The organism is Alkalibacillus aidingensis, from assembly GCF_014595945.1.
GTDB classification, from domain to species: Bacteria; Bacillota; Bacilli; order Bacillales; family Alkalibacillaceae; genus Alkalibacillus; species Alkalibacillus aidingensis.
Genome location: NZ_JABXWU010000011.1, coordinates 32,358 through 49,524 on the forward strand (window position 1 = coordinate 32,358; position 17,167 = coordinate 49,524).

32 protein-coding genes are annotated in these 17,167 nt (G+C 40.6%); all 32 read right to left on the minus strand.

Annotation, left to right across the window (positions count from 1 at the left end):
* Nucleotides 1–179 precede the first annotated feature (179 nt).
* Nucleotides 180–542 (minus strand): 50S ribosomal protein L17, encoded by a 363-nt coding sequence (gene rplQ, locus HWQ49_RS12605; RefSeq protein ID WP_188207983.1) that lies wholly within the window; start codon nucleotides 540–542, stop codon nucleotides 180–182.
* Between the two features lie 46 nt (nucleotides 543–588).
* Nucleotides 589–1,533, minus strand: coding sequence for a DNA-directed RNA polymerase subunit alpha (locus HWQ49_RS12610; RefSeq protein ID WP_188207984.1), 945 nt, complete (start codon nucleotides 1,531–1,533; stop codon nucleotides 589–591).
* Nucleotides 1,534–1,716: 183 nt separating this feature from the next.
* Entirely contained in the window at nucleotides 1,717–2,118 is a 402-nt protein-coding gene (gene rpsK / locus HWQ49_RS12615; protein ID WP_188207985.1) for a 30S ribosomal protein S11, read from the minus strand.
* A 24-nt stretch (nucleotides 2,119–2,142) separates the two neighbouring features.
* Nucleotides 2,143–2,508 carry a 30S ribosomal protein S13 gene (gene rpsM, locus HWQ49_RS12620; protein WP_188207986.1) on the minus strand — a complete coding sequence of 122 codons (366 nt, stop codon included), beginning with the start codon at nucleotides 2,506–2,508 and terminating at the stop codon, nucleotides 2,143–2,145.
* A gap of 24 nt (nucleotides 2,509–2,532) precedes the next feature.
* Nucleotides 2,533–2,646, minus strand: a complete 114-nt coding sequence (rpmJ, locus tag HWQ49_RS12625; protein WP_003156543.1) for a 50S ribosomal protein L36 — start codon at nucleotides 2,644–2,646, stop codon at nucleotides 2,533–2,535.
* A 35-nt stretch (nucleotides 2,647–2,681) separates the two neighbouring features.
* Nucleotides 2,682–2,900, minus strand: a complete 219-nt coding sequence (infA, locus tag HWQ49_RS12630) for a translation initiation factor IF-1 (protein WP_017185218.1) — start codon at nucleotides 2,898–2,900, stop codon at nucleotides 2,682–2,684.
* Entirely contained in the window at nucleotides 2,878–3,216 is a 339-nt protein-coding gene (locus HWQ49_RS12635) for a KOW domain-containing RNA-binding protein (protein WP_188207987.1), read from the minus strand. The genes infA and HWQ49_RS12635 overlap by 23 nt, the downstream gene beginning before the upstream one ends.
* 16 nt (nucleotides 3,217–3,232) lie before the next feature.
* Nucleotides 3,233–3,979 carry a type I methionyl aminopeptidase gene (gene map / locus HWQ49_RS12640; RefSeq protein ID WP_188207988.1) on the minus strand — a complete coding sequence of 249 codons (747 nt, stop codon included), beginning with the start codon at nucleotides 3,977–3,979 and terminating at the stop codon, nucleotides 3,233–3,235.
* The gene (locus HWQ49_RS12645; RefSeq protein WP_188207989.1) at nucleotides 3,976–4,629 is read right to left on the minus strand and encodes an adenylate kinase; all 654 of its coding nucleotides are present in this window, start codon (nucleotides 4,627–4,629) and stop codon (nucleotides 3,976–3,978) included. The genes map and HWQ49_RS12645 overlap by 4 nt, the downstream gene beginning before the upstream one ends.
* Nucleotides 4,630–4,670: 41 nt before the next feature.
* Nucleotides 4,671–5,963 (minus strand): preprotein translocase subunit SecY, encoded by a 1,293-nt coding sequence (secY, locus tag HWQ49_RS12650; RefSeq protein ID WP_188207990.1) that lies wholly within the window; start codon nucleotides 5,961–5,963, stop codon nucleotides 4,671–4,673.
* Entirely contained in the window at nucleotides 5,963–6,403 is a 441-nt protein-coding gene (rplO, locus tag HWQ49_RS12655) for a 50S ribosomal protein L15 (protein WP_188207991.1), read from the minus strand. Before rplO ends, secY begins: the two co-directional genes overlap by 1 nt.
* A 31-nt stretch (nucleotides 6,404–6,434) precedes the next feature.
* Nucleotides 6,435–6,617: a 50S ribosomal protein L30 gene (gene rpmD, locus HWQ49_RS12660; RefSeq protein WP_188207992.1), complete on the minus strand. Its 183-nt coding sequence runs from the start codon at nucleotides 6,615–6,617 to the stop codon at nucleotides 6,435–6,437.
* 13 nt (nucleotides 6,618–6,630) lie between these two features.
* Nucleotides 6,631–7,134 (minus strand): 30S ribosomal protein S5, encoded by a 504-nt coding sequence (gene rpsE, locus HWQ49_RS12665; protein ID WP_188207993.1) that lies wholly within the window; start codon nucleotides 7,132–7,134, stop codon nucleotides 6,631–6,633.
* A gap of 24 nt (nucleotides 7,135–7,158) precedes the next feature.
* A complete protein-coding gene (gene rplR / locus HWQ49_RS12670; RefSeq protein WP_188207994.1) occupies nucleotides 7,159–7,521 on the minus strand; it encodes a 50S ribosomal protein L18 in 363 nt (120 codons plus the stop codon).
* A gap of 32 nt (nucleotides 7,522–7,553) precedes the next feature.
* Entirely contained in the window at nucleotides 7,554–8,090 is a 537-nt protein-coding gene (rplF, locus tag HWQ49_RS12675; protein ID WP_188207995.1) for a 50S ribosomal protein L6, read from the minus strand.
* Between the two features lie 31 nt (nucleotides 8,091–8,121).
* Nucleotides 8,122–8,520, minus strand: a complete 399-nt coding sequence (gene rpsH / locus HWQ49_RS12680) for a 30S ribosomal protein S8 (protein WP_188207996.1) — start codon at nucleotides 8,518–8,520, stop codon at nucleotides 8,122–8,124.
* Nucleotides 8,521–8,550: 30 nt separating this feature from the next.
* The gene (locus HWQ49_RS12685; protein ID WP_188207997.1) at nucleotides 8,551–8,736 is read right to left on the minus strand and encodes a type Z 30S ribosomal protein S14; all 186 of its coding nucleotides are present in this window, start codon (nucleotides 8,734–8,736) and stop codon (nucleotides 8,551–8,553) included.
* A 24-nt stretch (nucleotides 8,737–8,760) separates the two neighbouring features.
* Nucleotides 8,761–9,300 (minus strand): 50S ribosomal protein L5, encoded by a 540-nt coding sequence (rplE, locus tag HWQ49_RS12690; RefSeq protein WP_188207998.1) that lies wholly within the window; start codon nucleotides 9,298–9,300, stop codon nucleotides 8,761–8,763.
* A 26-nt stretch (nucleotides 9,301–9,326) separates the two neighbouring features.
* Nucleotides 9,327–9,638: a 50S ribosomal protein L24 gene (gene rplX, locus HWQ49_RS12695; protein ID WP_188207999.1), complete on the minus strand. Its 312-nt coding sequence runs from the start codon at nucleotides 9,636–9,638 to the stop codon at nucleotides 9,327–9,329.
* A gap of 38 nt (nucleotides 9,639–9,676) precedes the next feature.
* On the minus strand, nucleotides 9,677–10,045 hold the full coding sequence (gene rplN / locus HWQ49_RS12700; RefSeq protein ID WP_188208000.1) for a 50S ribosomal protein L14: 369 nt from the start codon (nucleotides 10,043–10,045) through the stop codon (nucleotides 9,677–9,679).
* A gap of 46 nt (nucleotides 10,046–10,091) precedes the next feature.
* Entirely contained in the window at nucleotides 10,092–10,355 is a 264-nt protein-coding gene (gene rpsQ / locus HWQ49_RS12705; RefSeq protein WP_188208001.1) for a 30S ribosomal protein S17, read from the minus strand.
* Between the two features lie 20 nt (nucleotides 10,356–10,375).
* A complete protein-coding gene (gene rpmC / locus HWQ49_RS12710) occupies nucleotides 10,376–10,579 on the minus strand; it encodes a 50S ribosomal protein L29 (RefSeq protein ID WP_188208002.1) in 204 nt (67 codons plus the stop codon).
* Nucleotides 10,569–11,003 carry a 50S ribosomal protein L16 gene (rplP, locus tag HWQ49_RS12715; protein ID WP_188208003.1) on the minus strand — a complete coding sequence of 145 codons (435 nt, stop codon included), beginning with the start codon at nucleotides 11,001–11,003 and terminating at the stop codon, nucleotides 10,569–10,571. The genes rpmC and rplP overlap by 11 nt, the downstream gene beginning before the upstream one ends.
* An 18-nt stretch (nucleotides 11,004–11,021) precedes the next feature.
* The gene (rpsC, locus tag HWQ49_RS12720) at nucleotides 11,022–11,663 is read right to left on the minus strand and encodes a 30S ribosomal protein S3 (protein ID WP_188208004.1); all 642 of its coding nucleotides are present in this window, start codon (nucleotides 11,661–11,663) and stop codon (nucleotides 11,022–11,024) included.
* A gap of 3 nt (nucleotides 11,664–11,666) precedes the next feature.
* The gene (rplV, locus tag HWQ49_RS12725) at nucleotides 11,667–12,011 is read right to left on the minus strand and encodes a 50S ribosomal protein L22 (RefSeq protein ID WP_188208005.1); all 345 of its coding nucleotides are present in this window, start codon (nucleotides 12,009–12,011) and stop codon (nucleotides 11,667–11,669) included.
* Nucleotides 12,012–12,030: 19 nt separating this feature from the next.
* Nucleotides 12,031–12,309, minus strand: coding sequence for a 30S ribosomal protein S19 (gene rpsS, locus HWQ49_RS12730; RefSeq protein ID WP_188208006.1), 279 nt, complete (start codon nucleotides 12,307–12,309; stop codon nucleotides 12,031–12,033).
* A 54-nt stretch (nucleotides 12,310–12,363) separates the two neighbouring features.
* Nucleotides 12,364–13,194, minus strand: coding sequence for a 50S ribosomal protein L2 (gene rplB, locus HWQ49_RS12735; protein ID WP_188208007.1), 831 nt, complete (start codon nucleotides 13,192–13,194; stop codon nucleotides 12,364–12,366).
* A gap of 33 nt (nucleotides 13,195–13,227) precedes the next feature.
* A complete protein-coding gene (rplW, locus tag HWQ49_RS12740; RefSeq protein WP_188208008.1) occupies nucleotides 13,228–13,518 on the minus strand; it encodes a 50S ribosomal protein L23 in 291 nt (96 codons plus the stop codon).
* A complete protein-coding gene (rplD, locus tag HWQ49_RS12745; RefSeq protein WP_188208009.1) occupies nucleotides 13,518–14,141 on the minus strand; it encodes a 50S ribosomal protein L4 in 624 nt (207 codons plus the stop codon). The genes rplW and rplD overlap by 1 nt, the downstream gene beginning before the upstream one ends.
* Before the next feature lie 28 nt (nucleotides 14,142–14,169).
* Nucleotides 14,170–14,796: a 50S ribosomal protein L3 gene (gene rplC / locus HWQ49_RS12750; RefSeq protein WP_188208010.1), complete on the minus strand. Its 627-nt coding sequence runs from the start codon at nucleotides 14,794–14,796 to the stop codon at nucleotides 14,170–14,172.
* Nucleotides 14,797–14,822: 26 nt separating this feature from the next.
* Nucleotides 14,823–15,131 carry a 30S ribosomal protein S10 gene (gene rpsJ, locus HWQ49_RS12755; RefSeq protein WP_188208011.1) on the minus strand — a complete coding sequence of 103 codons (309 nt, stop codon included), beginning with the start codon at nucleotides 15,129–15,131 and terminating at the stop codon, nucleotides 14,823–14,825.
* Nucleotides 15,132–15,879: 748 nt separating this feature from the next.
* A complete protein-coding gene (tuf, locus tag HWQ49_RS12760) occupies nucleotides 15,880–17,070 on the minus strand; it encodes an elongation factor Tu (RefSeq protein WP_188208012.1) in 1,191 nt (396 codons plus the stop codon).
* Nucleotides 17,071–17,167: the final 97 nt, after the last annotated feature.

Sequence of the window (17,167 nt, forward strand, 5' to 3'; positions counted from 1 at the left end):
GACTAACAGAATACGGATATTGCCGTGGAAATAACAGGTACGTAATGACCCCAAATGATGCGTTATCTCTTCTAGTCACCCAAGGCCGATTACCCTCTGAACAGGAGAAGAAACAAAAAAAGGGCACAGCTCCCACAAGTTAATGGAATCTGAGCACCCCTTTCTTATCAATCATTCAATTAGTCAACTAATTCAATAATCACTGTCTTTGCTCCGTCACCTTTACGCTCACCTAGCTTAAGGATACGAGTGTAACCGCCTTGACGTTCTTCAAAACGTGGAGCAATATCAGAAAATAGTTTTTGTAATGCGTTATTACCTTCTTCATCTGCTTCTACTTTACGTAGATAAGATGCTGCTTGTCTGCGAGCATGAAGGTCTCCACGCTTACCTAATGTAATCATTTTCTCAACAACTGGACGTAGCTCTTTAGCTTTAGCTTCTGTTGTCTCAATCCGTTCATGAACAATAAGATCAGTAGCTAAGTTACGTAACAGAGCTTTACGTTGGTCAGTTGTACGACCTAATTTCGCTTTTGCCATCCTCAAAACCTCCTTCGTTTAGGAATTCATACGATGTCTTTTATACTTAATCTTCTTTACGTAAGCCTAAGTTAAGGTCTTCTAGCTTGTGTTTCACTTCATCAAGTGATTTACGTCCTAAGTTACGAACCTTCATCATGTCTTCTTCGGATTTTTGTGTTAGTTCTTGAACCGTGTTAATACCAGCACGCTTCAGACAATTATAAGAACGAACGGATAGGTCTAACTCTTCAATTGTCATTTCTAACACTTTTTCCTTCTGGTCTTCTTCTTTTTCAACCATAATCTCCGCATTTTGCGCTTCATCAGTTAAGCCAACGAACACATTTAAATGTTCTGTGAACACCTTCGCACCAAGAGAAATAGCTTCTTCTGGGCGAATGCTACCATCAGTCCATACATCTAATGTCAGCTTATCATAGTTACTGATTTGACCGACACGTGTATTTTCTACTTGGTACGTCACACGCTCCACTGGTGTGAAGATCGAATCAACTGGAATGACACCAATTGGTTGCTCATCACTCTTATTTGCATCTGCAGGGCGATAACCTCGACCCTTCTCAGCGAAAATCTTCATGTTAAGCTTACCATTACCAGTAATCGTTGCAATCTTCAAGTCAGGGTTTAGAATCTCAACATCGCTATCATGCTGTATATCTGCTGCCGTAACAACACCTTCACCTTGAGTCTCAATCTCTAAAGTTTTGGCATCATCTGAGTAAATCTTTAAAGCTAACTTCTTAAGATTTAAGATGATCGTTGTTACATCCTCAACAACATAATCTAAAGTTGTGAACTCATGTAAAGCACCTTCAATTTGAACTGATGTCACTGCTGCTCCTGGAAGTGAGGATAATAGGATACGACGTATAGAGTTACCCATCGTTGTACCATATCCACGCTCTAATGGTTCAATTACAAACTTACCGAACTTAGCATCATCGCTAACTTCAATTGTTTCAACTTTCGGTTTTTCAATTTCAATCATTCACAAAACCCTCCTTCAAAACGTCGAAACAACGATGATTACTTATCTAAAATCATCGTTATTCGCCAAAAGCGGGTGGGTCCCACGTTTTAAAAACGCGGAACAAAAACCCAAATAACCGTGCAAAGCTTTTTTAGCTATCATATCCCATTATAGACGGGATGACAAATTATATACTTCTAATTAAACACGACGACGTTTTGGTGGGCGGCAACCATTGTGAGGTACTGGTGTAACATCAACAATTGCAGTGATTTCTAGACCTGCAGCTTGTAAAGAACGAATTGCTGCTTCACGACCTGCCCCTGGACCTTTTACGGCCACTTCAATAGTTTTCATGCCGTTTTCTTGAGCTGATTTCGCCGCTACTTCTGCTGCCATCTGAGCTGCAAATGGAGTTGATTTACGAGAACCTTTGAAACCTAAAGCTCCAGCACTGCTCCATGCTACTGCGTTACCATTTGTATCAGTGATGGTTACGATAGTGTTGTTAAAAGTAGAACGGATATGAGCAACACCGGATTCTATATTCTTTTTCACACGACGCTTTCTACGCGTTGTTGTTTTATTACCCTTACGAGCCATGACTAGCATACCTCCTTTTTTCTATTATTTTCGCTTATTCGCTACTGTACGGCGTGGACCTTTACGTGTACGAGAGTTGTTCTTTGTCTTCTGACCACGTGTTGGTAAGCCACGACGATGACGGATTCCACGATAAGACCCGATCTCAATTAAACGTTTAATGTTTAGAGATGTTTCACGACGAAGGTCACCTTCTACCGTGTAATTGTCCATCTCTTTACGGATATTTGATAGTTCTTCTTCAGTTAGATCACGTACGCGTGTATCTTCACTTACACCAGCTGCTTCTAAGATTTCTTTAGCAGTTGAATGACTAACACCGTAAATGTATGTTAATGAGATAACAACACGCTTTTCACGTGGAATATCTACACCTGCAATACGAGCCATGAGTGCATTGCACCTCCTTTAAAATTATCCTTGTTTTTGTTTGTGCTTAGGATTTTCACAAATTACCATTACTTTACCCTTACGGCGGATAACTTTACATTTTTCACAAATAGGTTTTACTGACGGTCTTACCTTCATTTTTCCTACCTCCTTATTAGATCGGAGTCTACTCGTTATTTATAACGATATGTGATTCGACCTCTTGATAAATCATAAGGTGACATCTCAACCGTAACTTTATCTCCAGGCAAAATACGGATAAAGTGCATACGAATTTTACCTGAAACATGTGCTAGGATTTCGTGTCCGTTTTCCAACTCTACTTTAAACATTGCATTTGGTAGAGTCTCAAGGACCGTTCCTTCCATTTCAATTACATCGTCTTTCGCCATCGAGAGAATCTCCCTTCTTCCAATCTGTCAGCGCTTCGTTGACAAATTTTGATATTGCGAAGCGAAGTTTTCCGTTCGTTACACGACCCGTCTCTTCTAGGCTAGTTTTAACTTCAGGAGAGACAAAATCAGTTAATTCAACATGATGAAGGTTTTTGCGCTTCGGTCGATCAAATTTTCGTTTATCTCCATCTGCTAGCATAACAAACTTTTGATCCACGAATCCAATAATCACTGCATACTGGTTTGCTTCTCGACCTCTTAGTATTTTAACTATTTGTCCGAGCTTAGGACTCCCCGATTCACCATCGTTCAATCGTCATCACCTTCACTTAAGCTTTCGTTAAAATCTCATAACCATGATCCGTAACAGCTATCGTATGCTCAAAGTGAGCGCAGTATTTGTCATCAGCTGTTACAACAGTCCAATTATCATCTAGTGTTCGAACAAAACGTTCGCCTAAGTTAACCATTGGCTCAATAGCTAATACCATACCTTTTTTCAAACGTGGACCTTTATTAGGTGGTCCGAAGTTTGAGATGTGAGGATCTTCATGTAAATCTTGCCCAATACCATGACCACCATATTCTTGAACAATCGTATAACCATATAGTTCAACATAACTTTGAATAGCATGTGATATATCGGTTAAACGATTGCCAGGTTTAACTTGCTCTAAACCTTCATATAATGATTTTTCCGTCACATCTAGTAATTTTTGTGTTTCTTCATCAACGTCTCCTACTGGATAAGTCCAGGCCGAATCACCATGGTACCCTTGAAAATTGGCACCGATGTCGATACTAATAATATCGCCATCCTTTAATGCTCGATCACTTGGAATCCCGTGAACTAACTCCTCATTGACTGAAACACATATACTGCCACGAAAACCGTTATAACCTTTGAATGATGGTGTTGCTTGGTGACTTCTGATGAAGTCCTCAGCAATCTGGTCCAATTCATTGGTAGTGACACCAGGTTTAATATGCTTTTTTAACTCTTGGTGAGTCAAAGCGACAATTTTACCGGCTTCACGCATTAATTCTATTTCTCGTGGAGTTTTACGAATAATCATTTAGCTAAGCCTCCGATTGTTTCGTCGATCTGCTTGAACACATCATCGATATGCTGATCACCATCAACATCTACTAGATAACCTTTATCTTGATAGAAATCTAATAATGGCTTTGTCTGCTCCATGTTTACGCTAAGGCGATTTTTGACGGTTTCAGGTTGATCATCTTCACGTTGAATTAAAGTAGCGCCATCAAGGTCACACTTACCTTCCTCTTTAGGAGGGTTAAATTCAACATGATAAGTCGCTCCACACTCAGGGCAGATTCTACGACCTGTTAAACGATCAACTAACTTCTCTTCTGGTACTTGAACATGTAAAACATAATCAAGTTTATTATTTAAATCATCTAAAAGGGCTTCAAGAGCTTCAGCTTGAGCAACTGTTCTTGGGAAACCGTCTAATAAGAAACCTTTTTGGCAATCGGGTTTACTTAAACGTTCTTTAACAATACCCACAGTTACTTCATCAGGTACTAAATCCCCTTGATCCATATATGACTTTGCTTCTTTTCCTAGTGGCGTTCCTTCTTTGATCGCAGAACGGAACATATCTCCAGTTGAGATATGAGGGATATCATATTTTTCCACGATTTTTTCTGCCTGTGTGCCTTTACCAGCACCTGGCAGTCCCATCAATATAAGATTCATATCTTTCCCCTCGCTCTCATTTATCCATATCCGTTAAAGCCCTACTTGATAAAGCCACGATAGTGACGTTTGACTAATTGACTTTCTAGCTGTTTCATCGTGTTTAATGCAACACCGACAACAATTAGTAAACTAGTTCCGCCAATTTGTACAGCTGCTGGCAAGTTTGCGATACCTCCTAAAATAATTGGGAAGATCGCTACAACAGCTAAGAATAAGGCTCCAACGAACGTTAAGCGGTACATTACGCGAGTTAAATACGTTTCTGTATTCTTACCAGGTCTAATTCCCGGTACATAACCGCCTTGTTTTTGTAAGTTTTCAGCCATCTGCTCTGGGTTAACTTGAACAAATGTATAGAAATACGTAAATGCAATGATTAGAGCAAAGTAGAGAACCATACCTACTGGCTCATTGTAATCAAAAATCCACTGCATTGTTGCTGCAAATTCATTACCTTCAAAAAATCCAGCTATCGTCTGAGGTGCGACAATAAAAGATATTGCAAAGATAATTGGGATAACCCCAGCTGCATTAACCTTTAAAGGTAAATGCGTGGATTGACCTCCAACTGGAGAGCGATTAACTGTTCGTTTAGCATACTGGATTGGGATTTTACGTAGCGCTTGTTGAATGAAGATTACACCAACAATTACGGCAATAACCACTAATAAAATGATTCCCAAAATAGCTAGGTTGATAAACAGCTGATCTCCAGAACCTGCAATATACTGTTCCCATAATTGGTTGACACTGTTCGGTATTCCGGCAACAATACCTGCAAAAATAAGAATGGAAATACCATTACCAACGCCGAATTCAGTGATTTGTTCGCCCAACCACATTAAGAATGTTGTACCACCCGTTAAGACAACCGCAATAATGAAGTAAGTCATCGGACTAGGATTACTAATCAAAGCACCTTCTGTCATGTAGTTGAACCCAATTGACATACCAATTGCCTGAATGAATGCTAAAATCACTGTGAAATAACGCGTAAACTGAGCTAGCTTACGACGTCCCATTTCACCTTGCTTACGCCATTCAGTAAATTTCGGAACGACATCCATTTGCAGTAGCTGCATAATAATCGCAGCTGTGATGTATGGGAAAACACCCATAGCAAAAACGGAGAATTGACTTAACGCTCCGCCTCCGAATGTGTCAATGAAACCAAATGCATTGACATCATTCATCATCGTTAATGCTTCTTTATCCGAAAAAGGAACAGGAATAAATGTTCCGAGTCTGAAAACAACTAAGATAGCAAGTGTGAAAAGGATCTTTCGTCGGATGTCAGCTACACGCATTAAATTGGAAAGTGTGCGGAACATTAAATCACCTCAGTTTGACCGCCTGCCGCTTCAATAGCTTCTTTAGCAGAAGCTGAGAACTTATGAGCTTTTACAGTCAATTTTTTCTCTAGGTTACCACTACCTAGTACTTTAACTCCTGCTTTCACTTTGCTGATGACACCAGTCTCTAAAAGAAGTTCTGGTGTTATTTCTGTACCTTCGTCGAAACGATTTAATGAATCTAAATTCACAATCGCATACTCTTTACGGTTAATGTTTGTGAAACCACGCTTTGGAAGGCGTTGATATAAAGGCATTTGTCCACCTTCAAAGCCAGGACGTACACTACCGCCTGAACGAGCTTTTTGTCCTTTATGACCACGACCTGAAGTTTTCCCATTTCCTGTAGCCATACCGCGTCCTACACGATTACGCTTTTTACGAGATCCTTCAGCCTTTTTTAACTCATGAAGTTTCATTCGAGCACCTCCTCTTTACGTTAATCGTCACTTACGCTTCTTTTACTTCTACTAAGTGGGATACTTTGTTAATCATTCCACGGATTGCAGCTGTATCTTCATGAACAACTGTCTGACTAATTTTGCTTAAGCCTAGAGCTTTAACCGTGTCACGTTGATCTTGTTTTCTACCAATAACACTACGTGTGAGGGTAATTTCTAATTTGTTAGCCATGTCTTATCCCTCCTTATCCTAACAGTTCCTCAACTGATTTACCGCGTAACTTAGCAACGTCCTGTGCTGATTTAAGTTCACTTAAACCTTGAATAGTTGCACGAACCATATTGATTGGTGTATTTGAACCTAAAGACTTAGATAAAATATCGTGAATTCCTGCTAATTCTAACACCGCACGTACCGGACCACCTGCGATTACTCCAGTACCCTCAGCTGCAGGTTTTAGTAGGATGTTCCCAGCACCAAATTGACCATGAATTTCGTGTGGAATTGTCGTACCTTTAATTGGTACACGGATTAAGTTTTTCTTACCGTCTTCAATCGCCTTGCGAATAGCTTCTGGTACTTCGTGTGCTTTACCAGTACCGAAACCAACGTGACCATTTTTATCACCAACAACGACTAGTGCTGTGAAGCGAAAACGACGACCACCCTTCACAACCTTAGATACACGGTTAACTGTAACAACGCGCTCTTCGATATCAAGCTTACTTGCATCAATTTTTGTGTTCATGCCTTTCCCTCCTTTATAACTTTATTAAAATTCTAAACCTGCTTCACGAGCAGCTTCTGCTAATGCTTTAACACGACCATGGTATAAGTAACCACCACGATCAAAAACGACTGATTTATAACCTTTTTCTGTAGCACGGTTAGCGATCAATTCGCCTACTTGCTTAGCGGCTTCAACATTACCCGTACCTTCAGCTTTGAATTCAGGGTCAACCGTTGAGGCACTAACGATTGTTACACCAGTAAGGTCATCAATCAACTGTGCATAAATGTGTTTATTCGAACGGTAAACATTCAAGCGTGGACGCTCTGAAGTACCGGTTAAATGACGACGAACACGGCTATGACGCTTTTTACGAACAGCGTTTTTATCTTGTTTCGTAATCATCTAGGTCACTCCTTTCTGTCTTTTAACGGATATTATTTAGCAGTCTTACCTTCTTTACGACGTACATGTTCGTTCTCATAACGAATTCCTTTACCTTTGTAAGGTTCAGGTGTACGAATAGCACGAATGTTAGCTGCTACAGCACCGACTTTTTCTTTATCAATACCCTTAACAACGATCTTTGTGTTAGATGGACACTCAATATCAACACCTTCAGTTGGTTCAACCTCAACTGGGTGTGAATATCCAGCGTTAACCACTAACTTCTTACCTTGCATTTGAGCACGGTAACCAACACCGACAACCTCTAAAGATTTCTCGTAACCTTTAGACACACCTTCAACCATATTAGCAATGTTGCTGCGTGTTGTACCGTGTAATGAGCGGTGTTCCTTAGATTCGCTTGGGCGTTCAACTGTTAATTGATTATCTTCAATGTTAACTTTCATTTCATCGTGAATTGTACGAGACAATTCGCCTTTAGGGCCTTTAACTGTAACTGTTGTACCATCCACTTTAATTTCTACATCGTTTGGGATTTCAATTGGTTTTAAACCTACACGAGACATTCCCTTACACCTCCTGACTGTTCAGTTTTGATTACCAAACGTAAGCTAGCACTTCGCCGCCTACTGCTTGCTCACGAGCTTCCTTATCCGTTAAAACACCTTTGGAAGTTGAAACTACAGCGATACCTAGACCGTTTAATACGCGTGGTAGCTCTTCAGCTTTTGCATACACACGTAAGCCAGGCTTACTGATCTTTTTAATTCCTGTAATAACGCGCTCGTTATTAGAACCGTATTTAAGGAATAGACGTAAAACGCCTTGTTTATTATCTTCAACAAATTCGTAATCGCGAATGAAACCTTCACGCTTCAAGATATCAACAATCTCTTGTTTCAGTTTAGAAGCAGGTACTTCTAACTGATCATGACGTACCATGTTTGCATTACGAATTCTTGTTAGCATATCTGCAATTGGATCTGTCATTGACATTTTTACATTACCTCCTTCCCCACACTGGGCTTACCAACTAGCTTTTTTAACGCCTGGAATTTGACCTTCGTATGCTAATTCACGGAAACAAATTCGGCATAATTTAAATTTACGAATGACCGAATGTGGACGTCCACAACGCTCACAACGAGTATATTCACGTACTTTGTACTTAGCTTTACGTTGTTGTTTCGCAACCATAGATTTTTTAGCCACAATTTTCCCTCCTTTAGGTCAAGGTTACTGTCTGAACGGCATTCCGAATTGTCCAAGTAATTCGCGAGCTTCCTCGTCCGTATCAGCAGATGTAACAATTACGATATCCATACCACGTACTTTACTTACTTTATCGTAATCAATTTCCGGGAAAATCAATTGTTCTTTTACACCTAAAGTGTAGTTTCCACGTCCATCAAACGCTTTGCTTGAGATTCCGCGGAAGTCACGAACACGTGGTAGTGAAACTGCAATCAGTTTTTGTAAGAACTCATACATACGCTCACCACGTAGTGTTACTTTAGCTCCAATCGGCATTCCTTCACGTAAGCGGAAACCTGCGATTGATTTTTTCGCTTTAGTAACTGTCGGTTTTTGACCGGAAATTAACTCTAATTCTTCAACTGCATTATCAAGTGCTTTTGAATTTTGTACTGCATCACCAACACCCATATTGATTACGATCTTCTCAACTTTTGGTGCTTGCATCACAGAACTATAATTAAATTTTTCTACTAAACTTGGTACGATCTCTTCTTGATACTTCTTTTTAAGTTCGTTCATCAAGTAGCCCTCCTTTCATCGCTAGACTATTTATCTAATGCTTCACCAGATTTCTTAGCTATGCGAACTTTTTTACCGTCACGAACTTCATATCCAACACGAGTTGGTTCATCCGTTTTAGGATCAATAGGCATAACGTTAGAAACATGAATTGGCGCCTCTTGGTTTAAGATTCCGCCTTGTGGGTTTTCTTGAGAAGGTTGTGTGTGCTTCTTCACGTGGTTCACACCTTCTACTAAAACACGTTCTTTTTTAGGAAAAGCTTCTAACACCGTGCCTTCTTTCCCTTTATCTTTACCGGTAATCACTCTTACCTTATCGCCTTTCTTTACATGCATGAATCGTGCACCTCCTTAACAAGGCTCATTTTTCTCTTCTATAAAACTTCTGGAGCTAAGGAAACGATCTTCATAAACTTGTTATCACGTAATTCACGTGCTACAGGTCCGAAGATACGAGTTCCGCGTGGGCTTTTATCATCACGTACGATAACAGCTGCATTTTCGTCGAAACGAATGTAAGATCCGTCTTTACGGCGAACACCACTCTTAGAACGAACGATTACTGCTCTAACAACTTCGCCTTTTTTAACAACGCCTCCTGGTGTTGCTTGTTTGACCGAACAAACGATAACATCACCAATATTAGCTGTTTTGCGTCCAGAACCACCTAGTACTTTAATCGCTTGAACTTCACGAGCACCAGAGTTATCAGCAACTTTTAAACGACTTTCCTCTTGAATCATACGATAGTAACCTCCCTTCGGAAACATTCTTCCGAGCGATCTTTAATTAAATAATAACAGCTTCTTCAACGACTTCTACTAGACGGAAACGTTTGCTAGCTGATAATGGACGAGTTTCCATAATGCGTACAACGTCGCCTGTTTTAGCTTGATTATTTTCGTCATGAGCTTTAAATTTCTTTGAATACTTAACACGCTTACCATATAATGGGTGGAATTTATATGTTTCAACTAAAACAGTAATTGTCTTATCCATTTTATCTGAAACTACACGACCACTATATACTTTACGAGATTTACGATCAGCCATTGAGGTTAACCTCCTCTCAATTATCGATTATTAACGCCGAGTTCTCTTTCACGAATAACTGTTTTCATACGCGCAATTGCTTTTTTAACTTCGCGAATACGTACAGTGTTTTCTAACTGTCCTGTAGCAAGTTGGAAGCGTAAGTTAAACAGTTCTTCTTTTAATGATTTAACTTTTTGTTCGATTTCGGCAGTGGTTAGTTCTCTGATTTCATTAGCCTTCATTGCTATCACCACCAATTTCTTCACGTTTTACGAACTTCGTCTTTACTGGAAGTTTATGAGATGCAAGACGTAGTGCTTCACGAGCAACCTCTTCACTTACACCTGCTACTTCAAACATTACTTTACCTGGTTTAACAACAGCTACCCATCCTTCAGGAGCACCTTTACCGGAACCCATACGAACTTCTAGTGGCTTAGCTGTTTTTGGCTTATCTGGGAAGATTTTGATCCAGACTTTACCGCCACGTTTCATATAACGAGTCATTGCAATACGAGCAGCCTCAATTTGACGGCTTGTAATCCAAGCACCATCTAGCGCTTGCAAACCGAATTCACCAAATGATACTTCAGTTCCACCTTTTGCATTACCTTTTAGGTTTGTACGGTGTTGTTTACGATATTTTACACGTTTAGGCATTAACATATTGCTGATCCCCCTTCCTTATTCATCAGTTTTAGTTGGAAGGACTTCACCACGATAGATCCACACTTTAACACCTAACTTACCGTAAGTGGTGTCAGCCTCTGCAGTACCGTAATCAATGTCTGCACGAAGCGTGTGAAGTGGTACAGTTCCTTCGTTGTATTGTTCAGCACGAGCGATATCTGCTCCACCTAGACGACCAGAAACTTGTGTTTTAACACCTTTTGCACCTGCGCGCATAGCACGTTGGATTGCTTGTTTCTGTACTCGGCGGAAAGATACACGATTTTCTAATTGACGAGCAATATTTTCAGCAACTAATGTTGCATCTAATTCTGGTTTTTTAACTTCTACGATATTGATATGAACACGTTTACCAGTTAACTGGCTCAAGTTTGTACGTAGTGCTTCAACTTCTGAACCACCTTTACCGATAACCATGCCTGGCTTAGCAGTATGAACGGAGATGTTTACACGGTTTGCTGCGCGTTCAATATCGATTTTTGATACCGCTGAATCTTGTAGGCGGCCTTGGATATATTCACGAATTGTAATATCTTCATGCAAAAGATCTGCGTAGTCTTTTTCAGCGTACCATTTAGACTCCCAGTCGCGAATGACGCCAACACGAAGACCTTTAGGGTTAATTTTTTGACCCACTACTTATCCCTCCTTCTTTTCTGATACCACTACTGTAATGTGGCTAGTGCGCTTATTAATAGCGCTCGCACGCCCTTGTGCACGTGGGCGGAATCTTTTTAGCGTTACACCTTCATTTACGTATGCCTCAGATACAACTAAGTTATCAACATCTAACTCGTAGTTGTGCTCTGCATTAGCAACAGCTGAGTTAAGAACTTTTTCAATCTGTGGTGAAGCAGCACGGTTTGTGTGCTTTAAGATTGCGAAAGCTTCGCCTACTTCTTTTCCTCGAATTAAATCGATAACTAAACGAGCCTTACGAGGAGCGATACGTACCGTTTTAGCTACAGCTTTAGCTTGTTGCATCATGCATACCTCCTCTCATCTAGCGATTTGTTTTCTTATCGTCACCAGAGTGACCTTTAAACGTACGTGTTGGTGCAAACTCACCTAGTTTGTGACCAACCATATCTTCCGTTACATATACTGGTACATGTTTGCGTCCGTCATAAACGGCGATTGTGTGCCCTACGAACTGTGGGAAGATTGTAGATCGACGAGACCATGTTTTAATGACCTGCTTACTACCTTCTTCACTTAACTTCTCGACTTTTTTCATCAGATGATCATCCGCGAAAGGTCCTTTTTTCAAACTACGACCCATGAATAAACCTCCCTTCGTGTTTAAGCAACTAATTTTTTAGGTTGCTTACCATCATTACTTCTTGCGACGACGTACGATATATTTGTCTGAAGCTTTGTTACGCTTACGAGTTTTATATCCAAGCGTTGGTTTACCCCATGGTGTTACTGGAGAAGGCATTCCGATAGGCGCACGACCTTCACCACCACCGTGTGGGTGATCGCTAGGGTTCATTACAGAACCACGTACTGTTGGACGAATACCTTTCCAACGGCTACGTCCAGCTTTACCAACTTTAACAAGCTCATGCTCAGTATTACCAACTTGACCTACTGTTGCACGGCAAGTTGCAAGGATTCTACGAGTTTCACCTGAAGATAGACGTACTAATACGTACTTTTCTTCACGTCCTAGTACTTGAGCTTGAGAACCAGCTGAACGTACTAACTGTCCTCCACGACCTGGTTTTAACTCAACGTTGTGTACAGTTGTACCTACTGGAATATTTTTAAGTGGTAATGAGTTTCCTAGTGTAATATCAGCTTTTTCACCTGACATAATCTCTTGGTCTACTTTTAGACCTTTAGGTGCAAGGATATAGCGCTTCTCACCATCAGCGTAATGAACTAGCGCGATGTTAGCAGAACGGTTAGGATCGTATTCGATAGTAGCAACGCGTCCTGGTATACCATCTTTATCACGCTTGAAATCAATTACACGGTATTTACGCTTATGACCTCCACCTTGATGACGAACGGTTAATCTCCCTTGGTTGTTTCGACCTGCACGCTTTTTAATTGGCGCAAGTAGGGATTTTTCCGGCGTGGATGTCGTAATTTCATCATTTGTTAATGTTGTCATGTGACGACGTCCATTTGAAGTTGGTTTATACTTTTTGATCGCCATCTGTTTTCCCTCCTTTTAAATTAAAATATCTTTTTATACACCTTCAAAGAAATCTAGATCTTGACTATCTTCTGTAAGTTTAACGATTGCTTTTTTACGATCTGGACGGTAACCACCGTAACGACCCATTCTTCTAAACTTACCTTTTAAGTTCAATGTGTTAACCTTATCTACTTTTACATCAAAGATTAACTCTACTGCATTTTTAATTTCTGTTTTGTTAGCTTTAGGTGATACTTCAAACGTATACTTCTTATCAGCCATTAAATCAGCAGAGTGCTCAGTGATAATTGGGCGCTTAATGATATCTCTTGGTTCCTTCATTATGCAAGCACCTCCCCTGCTTTTTCAGCTGCTTCTTTAGTAATAAACAGCGTGTCATGCTTCACTAAATCTAAAACATTGATTTGATCTAATGATAGAACTTCAACACCTGGTAGGTTATTAGCTGAACGTGCCACATTTTCATCAGCATCAGCTGTAACGATTAATGCTTTACCTTCAACATTGAAGCTATTTAACATAGATACAACTTCTTTTGTTTTTGGTGCTTCGATGTTTAAACCATCTAACACAAAAATATCTTCAGTCTTCACTTTAGAAGCTAGTGCAGATAATAGTGCTAAACGACGGACCTTCTTAGGTAGCTTGTAGCTATAGCTGCGAGGTGTTGGACCAAAGACAGTTCCTCCACCTACCCATTGAGGTGAGCGAATAGATCCTTGACGTGCACGGCCAGTACCTTTTTGGCGCCATGGCTTACGTCCACCACCACTAACTTCAGAGCGACCTTTCACTTTGTGAGTTCCTTGACGTTTAGATGCTTGTTGCATCACGATAGCTTCTTTTAAGACTTTTTCGTTAGGCTCAATACCAAATACGTTTTCTGCAAGTTCAGCATCGCCTACTTGAGATCCCGCTTGGTTATATAGTGCTACTTTAGGCATGACATATCCTCCCTTCGTTAGTTAATTGTTACGCCTTAACCGCACTTGAGATTTTTACGTAAGACTTTTTCGCACCTGGAACATTACCTTTAATAAGGATTAGGTTATTCTCAGTATCAACCTTAACCACTTCAAGGTTTTGGATTGTTACAGTTTCTCCACCCATTTGTCCAGGTCCCTTCATTCCTTTAAACACGCGCATTGGGTCAATTACACCCATCGCACCTGGTGCTCTATGGAAGTGAGAACCGTGAGTTTCAGGCCCACGACCTTGGTTGTGACGCTTGATCGCACCTTGGAAACCTTTACCTTTAGATGTACCAGTTACATCTACCATTTGTCCAGGTTCAAAAATATCCACACTCAATTCTTGACCTACTTCATACTCGTCAAGATTTGCGTTACGGACTTCACGAACGAAGCGCTTAGGGTCTGCTTCAGCTTTTTCAGCATGACCTTTTTCCGCTTTATTTGCGCGGTTTGGTTTCTCATTAGCGAATCCGATTTGGACTGCTTCATAACCATCATTTTCGTTTGTTTTCTTCTGAAGTACAACATTACCCTCAGCTTGAACAACTGTTACAGGGACTAATTCTCCATCATCAGAGAAAAGCTGTGTCATACCGATTTTACGTCCTAAGATTCCTTTCGCCATCCGTTACACCTCCTAAAAAAATAAATTTATAGTTTAATTTCGATATCTACGCCAGATGGTAAATCTAAACGCATTAAAGAATCCACAGTTTGTGGAGTTGGGCTCAGAATGTCAATCAAACGCTTATGAGTACGCATCTCGAATTGTTCACGAGCATCTTTGTACTTGTGTGTCGCACGTAAGATTGTATAAACAGAGCGCTCAGTTGGCAATGGGATTGGACCAGAAACCTCTGCTCCAGCACGCTTTGCCGTGTCTACGATTTTTTCAGCTGATTGATCTAACACCTTGTGATCATAAGCTTTTAATCTAATACGAATCTTTTCACTTGCCATTACTTTCCCTCCTTTACGCCTATCTTTTCAACAGACATTCTCCGCGGAAATTTCCCCACACCTTGCCATGGCAAAGGGGCCGGGTGTGTCAGCAACCTTCCACTTCATCGCCTTGTTTCGACTGCAACATTTCTCATTATATATAAATCTCTCTTGTTTTTCAAGGGAAATCACTATATTTCCTTTTGCAGCCACTCAAGTATTATACAAATCTAGACTATAAATTTCAAGCCTCAAGGTAATATTCAGAAAAATGTTATTGCGAGCATGTAAATCGGTAAGGTCTAGTGCTTTGTTAATCATGTAAATTATGTTTTGTTGGGCATATGTTATATGATGTTCAGTAACTTTTGGCTAGGCCGTTTTTTTAATTGACGGTTCGGGCTTCATACGGTTGCAGAACGTCATTGAGGGTGCTTCTCTCTTACATTTTGCGCTTCACATGAGACCAAAACGTCATTGAGACCACTTCTCTCTTACACTTTGCGCTTTACAGGAGGCCGAAACGTCACTGAGACTGCTTCTCTCTTACATTTTGCGCCTCACTTGGTGTCGAAACGTCATTGAGACCGCTTCTCTCTTACATTTTGCGCTTCACACTAGACCAAAACGTCATTGAGAGCCCAAGAACGTCTGAGTGATTATGAAGATCATCCGTCTATTATGCTGCTACAGTAGGGCTATTAAACAAAATAAAAAACTACCGAGTAAAATTCCCCGGTAGTTTTTATATTAAAAGATTATTTAATTACTTAACGATTGTTGATACAACGCCAGCGCCTACTGTACGTCCACCTTCACGAATTGAGAACTTAGTTCCTTCTTCGATCGCGATTGGAGCGATTAGCTCAACGTCCATTTCTACGTTGTCACCAGGCATTACCATTTCTACACCTTCAGGTAGTTGGATAACACCAGTTACGTCCGTAGTACGGAAGTAGAACTGTGGGCGATAGTTTGAGAAGAATGGAGTGTGACGTCCACCTTCGTCTTTTGATAGAACGTAAACTTCAGCTTTGAAGTTAGTGTGTGGAGTGATTGAACCAGGCTTAGCTAGTACTTGGCCACGGCTAATATCTTCACGTGCAACACCACGTAGTAGTGCACCAATGTTATCGCCAGCTTCAGCATAGTCTAGAAGCTTACGGAACATTTCTACTCCAGTAACTGTAGTCTTGCTTGACTCTTCAGCCATACCGATGATGTCAACTTCGTCACCAACTGATACTTGACCACGCTCAACACGGCCAGTAGCAACTGTACCACGACCAGTGATTGAGAATACGTCCTCAACTGGCATCATGAATGGCTTGTCAGTGTCACGGTCAGGGTTTGGAATGTACTCATCTACTGCGTTCATTAGTTCGATGATTGCATCTTCGTACTTCTCTTCACCTTCGATTGCCATTAGAGCAGAACCGCTAACAACTGGGATGTCGTCACCAGGGAAGTCGTACTCAGATAGTAGGTCACGAACTTCCATTTCTACTAATTCTAATAGCTCTTCGTCGTCTACCATGTCTACTTTGTTAAGGAAAACAACGATTGCAGGTACACCAACCTGACGAGATAGTAGAATGTGTTCACGAGTCTGTGGCATTGGGCCATCAGCTGCAGATACAACTAAGATCGCACCGTCCATTTGTGCTGCACCAGTGATCATGTTTTTAACATAGTCAGCGTGACCTGGGCAGTCAACGTGTGCATAGTGACGGTTGTCAGTTTCGTACTCAACGTGTGCAGTTGAGATTGTGATTCCACGCTCTTGCTCTTCAGGCGCACCATCAATTTGGTCATAAGCCATTGATTCACCAGAACCAGAACGCTTGTGTAGTACTGTAGTAATTGCTGCAGTTAAAGTAGTTTTACCATGGTCAACGTGTCCAATTGTACCAATGTTAACATGGGGTTTTGAACGGTCAAATTTTTCTTTTGACATTTATATTTCCTCCTTAAAAATAATTATTTTTAATGTATTTATATTGTTAGGTTATCTTTCGAGGTTTCCCTCGAAAGATAACTACTTACAATACTCT

Excerpts from the sequence above, each read along its gene's own strand:
- rpsE (WP_188207993.1), bottom strand. The coding sequence starts at position 7,134 with ATGAACACAAAAATTGATGCAAGTAAGCTTGATATCGAAGAGCGCGTT.
- rpmJ (WP_003156543.1), bottom strand. The coding sequence starts at position 2,646 with ATGAAGGTAAGACCGTCAGTAAAACCTATTTGTGAAAAATGTAAAGTT.
- rplO (WP_188207991.1), bottom strand. The coding sequence starts at position 6,403 with ATGAAACTTCATGAGTTAAAAAAGGCTGAAGGATCTCGTAAAAAGCGT.
- rplN (WP_188208000.1), bottom strand. The coding sequence starts at position 10,045 with ATGATTCAAGAGGAAAGTCGTTTAAAAGTTGCTGATAACTCTGGTGCT.
- HWQ49_RS12645 (WP_188207989.1), bottom strand. The coding sequence starts at position 4,629 with ATGAATCTTATATTGATGGGACTGCCAGGTGCTGGTAAAGGCACACAG.
- rplW (WP_188208008.1), bottom strand. The coding sequence starts at position 13,518 with ATGAAGGAACCAAGAGATATCATTAAGCGCCCAATTATCACTGAGCAC.
- secY (WP_188207990.1), bottom strand. The coding sequence starts at position 5,963 with ATGTTCCGCACACTTTCCAATTTAATGCGTGTAGCTGACATCCGACGA.
- rplC (WP_188208010.1), bottom strand. The coding sequence starts at position 14,796 with ATGGCGAAAGGAATCTTAGGACGTAAAATCGGTATGACACAGCTTTTC.
- rpsS (WP_188208006.1), bottom strand. The coding sequence starts at position 12,309 with ATGGGTCGTAGTTTGAAAAAAGGACCTTTCGCGGATGATCATCTGATG.
- rplE (WP_188207998.1), bottom strand. The coding sequence starts at position 9,300 with ATGAACGAACTTAAAAAGAAGTATCAAGAAGAGATCGTACCAAGTTTA.
- rplP (WP_188208003.1), bottom strand. The coding sequence starts at position 11,003 with ATGTTAATGCCTAAACGTGTAAAATATCGTAAACAACACCGTACAAAC.
- infA (WP_017185218.1), bottom strand. The coding sequence starts at position 2,900 with ATGGCGAAAGACGATGTAATTGAAATGGAAGGAACGGTCCTTGAGACT.
- rplV (WP_188208005.1), bottom strand. The coding sequence starts at position 12,011 with ATGCAACAAGCTAAAGCTGTAGCTAAAACGGTACGTATCGCTCCTCGT.
- rplX (WP_188207999.1), bottom strand. The coding sequence starts at position 9,638 with ATGCATGTAAAGAAAGGCGATAAGGTAAGAGTGATTACCGGTAAAGAT.
- rplR (WP_188207994.1), bottom strand. The coding sequence starts at position 7,521 with ATGATTACGAAACAAGATAAAAACGCTGTTCGTAAAAAGCGTCATAGC.
- rpmC (WP_188208002.1), bottom strand. The coding sequence starts at position 10,579 with ATGAAGGCTAATGAAATCAGAGAACTAACCACTGCCGAAATCGAACAA.
- rpsQ (WP_188208001.1), bottom strand. The coding sequence starts at position 10,355 with ATGGCTGATCGTAAATCTCGTAAAGTATATAGTGGTCGTGTAGTTTCA.
- rpmD (WP_188207992.1), bottom strand. The coding sequence starts at position 6,617 with ATGGCTAACAAATTAGAAATTACCCTCACACGTAGTGTTATTGGTAGA.
- rplD (WP_188208009.1), bottom strand. The coding sequence starts at position 14,141 with ATGCCTAAAGTAGCACTATATAACCAAGCGGGATCTCAAGTAGGCGAT.
- rpsJ (WP_188208011.1), bottom strand. The coding sequence starts at position 15,131 with ATGGCAAGTGAAAAGATTCGTATTAGATTAAAAGCTTATGATCACAAG.
- rplQ (WP_188207983.1), bottom strand. The coding sequence starts at position 542 with ATGGCAAAAGCGAAATTAGGTCGTACAACTGACCAACGTAAAGCTCTG.
- rplF (WP_188207995.1), bottom strand. The coding sequence starts at position 8,090 with ATGTCTCGTGTAGGTTTAAAACCAATTGAAATCCCAAACGATGTAGAA.
- rpsK (WP_188207985.1), bottom strand. The coding sequence starts at position 2,118 with ATGGCTCGTAAGGGTAATAAAACAACAACGCGTAGAAAGCGTCGTGTG.
- map (WP_188207988.1), bottom strand. The coding sequence starts at position 3,979 with ATGATTATTCGTAAAACTCCACGAGAAATAGAATTAATGCGTGAAGCC.
- rplB (WP_188208007.1), bottom strand. The coding sequence starts at position 13,194 with ATGGCGATCAAAAAGTATAAACCAACTTCAAATGGACGTCGTCACATG.
- HWQ49_RS12610 (WP_188207984.1), bottom strand. The coding sequence starts at position 1,533 with ATGATTGAAATTGAAAAACCGAAAGTTGAAACAATTGAAGTTAGCGAT.
- rpsH (WP_188207996.1), bottom strand. The coding sequence starts at position 8,520 with ATGTCAATGACAGATCCAATTGCAGATATGCTAACAAGAATTCGTAAT.
- tuf (WP_188208012.1), bottom strand. The coding sequence starts at position 17,070 with ATGTCAAAAGAAAAATTTGACCGTTCAAAACCCCATGTTAACATTGGT.
- rpsM (WP_188207986.1), bottom strand. The coding sequence starts at position 2,508 with ATGGCTCGTATTGCAGGTGTAGATATTCCACGTGAAAAGCGTGTTGTT.